Here is a 5,420-nt window from a genome sequence, read left to right as displayed (position 1 = left end):
GCAACAACGCCCGCACCAACAGTACGGCCGCCTTCACGGATTGCGAAACGCAGACCGTCGTCCATCGCGATTGGGTGGATCAAGGTAACAACCATTTTGATGTTGTCGCCCGGCATTACCATCTCTACGCCTTCTGGCAGTTCGATGGTACCAGTCACGTCAGTAGTACGGAAGTAGAACTGCGGACGGTAGCCTTTGAAGAACGGAGTATGACGGCCGCCTTCGTCTTTGGACAGAATGTACACTTCAGATTCGAACTTGGTGTGCGGCTTGATAGAGCCCGGCTTAGCCAGTACCTGACCACGTTCGATTTCTTCACGTTTGATACCACGCAGCAGAACACCAACGTTCTCACCAGCACGGCCTTCGTCCAGCAGTTTGCGGAACATTTCAACGCCAGTACAGGTAGACTTAGCAGTCTCTTTGATACCAACGATTTCAACTTCTTCACCAACTTTGATGATACCGCGTTCTACACGACCGGTAACAACGGTACCACGACCGGAGATGGAGAATACGTCTTCGATAGGCAGCAGGAACGGCTTGTCAATCGCACGCTCTGGTTCTGGGATGTAAGAATCCAGGAAGCCAGCCAGTTCGATGATTTTCGCTTCCCACTCTGCTTCGCCTTCCAGCGCTTTCAGAGCAGAACCACGAACGATCGGAGTGTCGTCGCCTGGGAAATCGTACTGAGACAGAAGTTCACGAACTTCCATTTCTACCAGTTCCAGCAGCTCTTCGTCATCAACCATGTCGCATTTGTTCAGGAACACGATGATGTACGGAACGCCTACCTGACGACCCAGCAGGATGTGCTCACGAGTCTGCGGCATCGGGCCGTCAGTCGCAGCAACAACCAGGATCGCGCCGTCCATCTGCGCAGCACCGGTGATCATGTTTTTAACATAGTCGGCGTGGCCCGGGCAGTCTACGTGTGCGTAGTGGCGAGTCGGGGTGTCATATTCAACGTGAGAAGTGTTGATGGTGATACCACGAGCTTTTTCTTCCGGCGCGTTATCGATCTGGTCGAATGCACGAGCAGCACCGCCGTAGGTTTTAGCCAGTACGGTAGTGATTGCAGCGGTCAGCGTTGTTTTACCATGGTCAACGTGGCCGATAGTACCGACGTTAACGTGCGGTTTAGTACGTTCAAATTTTTCTTTAGACATCGATTGTCCCTCTAAGACACGGATAAATCGGTGATATCACCACATCAACCAGGCAATATACCTGAGCTGTTGAATGCTTTTAAAAGTAAACAGAGAGAAACGGGAAGGAGAAGTGAAGTGGTGCTGATACCCAGAGTCGAACTGGGGACCTCACCCTTACCAAGGGTGCGCTCTACCAACTGAGCCATATCAGCACGTCTGGAGCGGGCAGCGGGAATCGAACCCGCATCATCAGCTTGGAAGGCTGAGGTAATAGCCATTATACGATGCCCGCATCCTGAAACTCGGCTACCCAGTTCTTTCTGCAACAAAAAAGAGATTTCTCTCTTTTCTGTTCGAGCTGATTAATTTTTTAATCAACTCAGGCGGCGATAACGCTGCCAGAAAGTGGTGGTGGGGGAAGGATTCGAACCTTCGAAGTCTGTGACGGCAGATTTACAGTCTGCTCCCTTTGGCCGCTCGGGAACCCCACCGGACTTGATGGTGCCGACTACCGGAATCGAACTGGTGACCTACTGATTACAAGTCAGTTGCTCTACCTACTGAGCTAAGTCGGCATCAAGTAGCGCGCATTTTATGGAGACACGCGCACTCATGCAACTAAAAAATTGCATAAAATGTTCTATCGCTCACATTTTGCACTATACGACCGATAAATAATCTATTTCCTCTTTGGATTGGACAAATTTCCAACGTCACGAGCCTCCTCTGGGAGGAATTTTGCTCCGGCAGGTACGCTTTGATAGAGAGAAAGCACATCTTTATACATCTGGAATACCCGTCACATTGCATTTCAGAGGATGATTTTTTCTTATTATTCCCCCCCATCTGGTGTTACCCTCCTGCCCATTGTCCAAATTAACTGAAATGTGCGTGCCATTGCGTACCGGGATGATTTCGTTTTTTACCGCAGACCTGATATAGCAATGACAGCCAGACCATGCGTATGAGTATAAAAGAGCAAGCGTTAACGTCGCCTTACCTACAGTTTGATCGCAACCAGTGGGCTGCGCTTCGTGATTCCGTGCCGATGACCCTGACCGAGGAAGAGATTGCTCGTCTTAAAGGCATTAACGAAGACTTATCGCTGGAAGAAGTTGCCGAGATTTATTTGCCTCTCTCGCGTTTGCTAAACTTTTACATCAGTTCGAACCTGCGACGTCAGGCCGTGCTGGAGCAATTTTTAGGCACGAATGGCGAGCGTATTCCTTATATTATTAGCATTGCTGGCAGCGTCGCCGTCGGTAAAAGTACGACTGCGCGTGTTTTGCAGGCTTTGCTCAGTCGCTGGCCCGAGCATCGCAAGGTTGAGTTGATTACTACCGATGGCTTTCTCCACCCTAACCAGGTATTGAAAGATCGTGGACTGATGAAGAAGAAAGGCTTCCCCCAGTCCTATGATATGCATCGCTTGGTTAAATTCGTTTCCGATCTGAAATCAGGCGTACCTAACGTCACGGCTCCGGTCTATTCCCATCTCATCTATGATGTGATCCCTGATGGCGACAAAACCGTTGCCCAGCCCGACATATTAATACTCGAAGGGCTAAATGTATTACAAAGCGGGATGGACTATCCTCACGATCCGCATCATGTATTTGTTTCTGACTTTGTCGACTTTTCTATTTATGTTGATGCGCCAGAAGAATTACTCCAGACGTGGTATATCAACCGTTTCCTGAAATTCCGTGAAGGGGCATTTACCAACCCGGACTCTTATTTCCATAACTATGCAAAATTATCAGAAGATGAGGCTATCAACACCGCCACATCGTTATGGAAAGAAATTAACTGGCTGAATTTAAAACAAAATATATTACCAACTCGTGAGCGAGCAAGCTTAATCATGACGAAAAGTGCCAATCATGCCGTTGAGCAAGTCAGGTTGAGAAAATAAATAAAAAAGGGGAGCAACAGCTCCCCTTCTTATTACTCAGCGCTTCTTAGCGATATTTCTCCACCCATCCAGGGTTTGATCTCGCCATTTTGTTCAAGCAATAATGCACCTTGCGCGTCTATTCCACGAGAGATGCCAAATATTTCTTTATCGCCAATAATAAGTTTGACCGGACGGTCGATAAAGTTATCCAGTCTCTTCCAGCGAGACAGATACGGCGCTAAACCTTCGTGCTCAAAGAGCACTAACGCAGCACGCAACTCACGTATCAGTCGGGCAGCAAGGGTATTGCGATCAATGTTAATGCCCGCTTCCTGCAAGTTAATCCAGCCTTGATTAACCACATTTTCTTCAACCCGGCGCATGGACATATTAATACCCGCACCGATAACAATCTGCGCGGCATCCCCTGTCTTACCGGTCAGTTCAACCAGGATCCCTGCCAGCTTACGGTCGAGCAAATAGAGGTCGTTGGGCCATTTTACACGTACCTTCTCTGCGCCCAGATCGCGTAAAACCTCAGCCATGACGATACCAATAACCAGACTCAGGCCAATCGCGGCAGCCGGTCCTTGTTCCAACCGCCAGAACATTGAAAGGTACAGGTTGGCACCAAACGGTGAGAACCATTTGCGACCACGGCGGCCGCGCCCGGCTTGCTGATATTCAGCGACACAGGCATCCCCTGACTCCAGTTGACCTATTCGGTCCATCAGGTACTGATTGGTTGAGTCGATAACCGGCAGGACTGTGATATTTCCACCATCCAGTTGAGAATGAATAAGTGAGGCATCTAATAGTTGGATAGGCTCCGGTAAGCTGTATCCTTTACCTGGAACAGTAAAGACATCAACCCCCCAGTCGCGTAACGTCTGGACATGCTTATTGATTGCGGCACGGCTCATTCCCAACTTTTCACCGAGCTGCTCACCAGAATGAAATTCGCCATCAGCGAGTAATGAAATAAGCGTCAGAGGGACGGTATTATCCTTCATGCAATGATCTCCACAGCATTCATTTCACCCTGCGGGCCAATAAACCGGACCTCTGGTTCGAGCCAGACATTAAATTTCTCACCGACTTTTTGACGTACATGATGTGCAAGTTGCACCACATCCTGACTCGTCGCATTGTCTGCATTGATCAGCACCAGTGCCTGCTGTTGATGTACCGCTGCGCCACCAATGCGCATGCCTTTTAGCTGACACTGATCGATAAGCCAGCCGGCTGCCAGTTTCACAGAACCATCAGCCTGCGGGTAATGAGGTGCTGTTGGGAATTTTGCCAGGAGCTCCTGCGCAATCTCTGCGATGACAACCGGGTTTTTAAAGAAGCTTCCTGCATTACCGTTTACTTTCGGATCGGGCAATTTTGTCGTGCGCATATGGCAGACAGAATCAAAAACCTGCTGAGGCGTCACCGTTGTAGGATCCAGGCGCGTCAGATCGCCATAGGTCAGTACCGGATGCCACTGTTTAGACAAGCGTAAACCAACAGCAATAATTGCGAAGCGATCCTGGTATTCATGTTTGAAGATGCTGTCACGATAACCAAAACGACATTCTGCTGCACCAACGCGCAGATGTTTGCCAGTCGACAGCTCAACGCAGTCTACGTATTCGCAGACGCGCTGTAGCTCTACGCCATAGGCACCAATATTCTGGATTGGCGATGAACCCACGCAGCCTGGGATAAGCGCCAGATTTTCCAGCCCAGGCATGCCAAGCTGCAACGTATGCTGGACCAGATGATGCCAGTTTTCACCCGCACCTACGTGCAAATGCCACGCATCAGGTTGTTCTGTAATCTCAATACCCTTAATACGATTGACGATCACCGTACCCTGGAAGGTATCAAGAAACAGGACGTTACTCCCTTCGCCCAGGATCAGTACAGGATGATGCGATGCATTGGCTGATTGCCAGGCATTCAGTAATTGTTGTTCATTTTCGGCGCAGACAAGTTCATTCGTTTGCTGATCGATACCGAAGGTGTTCCAGGCTTTAAGGGAGTGATTCATAGACGCTTTCCTGATGCAAAATCGCGCCTAGTTTACCGCATATACCGCAGGATGGCTTGTGTTATGGAGGCTCAGGATATTGCTTTGTACCCGATGGTGCGGTGTTGTGATGTGCCTGATGCGCTGCGCTTATCAGGCCTACAAAATACGTTCAGCCCGGCCTCTGCAGGCCGGATAAGGCGACACGCCGCATCCGGCGGTTTTCACCCCGCACAGACGCAAAAAAACCCATCCGGCAGGATGGGCTTCTTCACTTTATTTGATGCCTGGCAGTTCCCTACTCTCGCATGGGGAGACCCCACACTACCATCGGCGCTACGGCGTTTCACTTCTG

The 5,420-nt window shown here is 49.6% G+C and carries 4 protein-coding genes, 4 tRNA genes and 1 pseudogene; 2 read left to right on the top strand and 7 right to left on the bottom strand.

The window, feature by feature from the left end:
* The 5 genes from tuf to OGY04_RS16335 all read right to left on the bottom strand — a co-directional run.
* The coding region (tuf, locus tag OGY04_RS16355; RefSeq protein WP_049014834.1) for an elongation factor Tu at nt 1-1,169 on the bottom strand (1,169 nt) is incomplete at its 3' end.
* A 118-nt stretch (nt 1,170-1,287) separates the two neighbouring features.
* A tRNA-Thr gene (locus tag OGY04_RS16350) sits at nt 1,288-1,363 on the bottom strand.
* Between the two features lie 5 nt (nt 1,364-1,368).
* Nucleotides 1,369-1,443: transfer RNA gene (locus OGY04_RS16345), tRNA-Gly, on the bottom strand.
* A 114-nt stretch (nt 1,444-1,557) separates the two neighbouring features.
* Nucleotides 1,558-1,642 (bottom strand) — tRNA-Tyr (locus OGY04_RS16340).
* 8 nt (nt 1,643-1,650) lie between these two features.
* Nucleotides 1,651-1,726: transfer RNA gene (locus tag OGY04_RS16335), tRNA-Thr, on the bottom strand.
* A 19-nt stretch (nt 1,727-1,745) separates the two neighbouring features.
* Here OGY04_RS16335 and OGY04_RS16330 point away from each other — a divergent pair.
* A pseudogene (locus tag OGY04_RS16330) lies at nt 1,746-1,826 on the top strand (hypothetical protein); the annotation flags it as partial.
* Between the two features lie 289 nt (nt 1,827-2,115).
* Nucleotides 2,116-3,066: a type I pantothenate kinase gene (gene coaA, locus OGY04_RS16325; protein ID WP_003031107.1), complete on the top strand. Its 951-nt coding sequence runs from the start codon at nt 2,116-2,118 to the stop codon at nt 3,064-3,066.
* Nucleotides 3,067-3,098: 32 nt separating this feature from the next.
* Here coaA and birA read toward each other — a convergent pair whose 3' ends face one another.
* Both birA and murB read right to left on the bottom strand, forming a co-directional pair.
* Nucleotides 3,099-4,061, bottom strand: coding sequence for a bifunctional biotin--[acetyl-CoA-carboxylase] ligase/biotin operon repressor BirA (birA, locus tag OGY04_RS16320; RefSeq protein WP_003826969.1), 963 nt, complete (start codon nt 4,059-4,061; stop codon nt 3,099-3,101).
* On the bottom strand, nt 4,058-5,086 hold the full coding sequence (gene murB, locus OGY04_RS16315) for a UDP-N-acetylmuramate dehydrogenase (protein ID WP_111466267.1): 1,029 nt from the start codon (nt 5,084-5,086) through the stop codon (nt 4,058-4,060). The genes birA and murB overlap by 4 nt, the downstream gene beginning before the upstream one ends.
* Between the last annotated feature and the right edge of the window lie 334 nt (nt 5,087-5,420).

Origin of the sequence: Citrobacter sp. Cpo091 (assembly GCF_030332645.1) — a bacterium.
Lineage (GTDB): Bacteria > Pseudomonadota > Gammaproteobacteria > Enterobacterales > Enterobacteriaceae > Citrobacter > Citrobacter portucalensis.
The sequence above is the reverse complement of the archived record's forward strand: the minus strand, read 5'-3'. Positions and strand labels throughout refer to the sequence as shown.

Excerpts from the sequence above, each read along its gene's own strand:
- coaA (WP_003031107.1), top strand. The coding sequence starts at position 2,116 with ATGAGTATAAAAGAGCAAGCGTTAACGTCGCCTTACCTACAGTTTGAT.
- birA (WP_003826969.1), bottom strand. The coding sequence starts at position 4,061 with ATGAAGGATAATACCGTCCCTCTGACGCTTATTTCATTACTCGCTGAT.
- murB (WP_111466267.1), bottom strand. The coding sequence starts at position 5,086 with ATGAATCACTCCCTTAAAGCCTGGAACACCTTCGGTATCGATCAGCAA.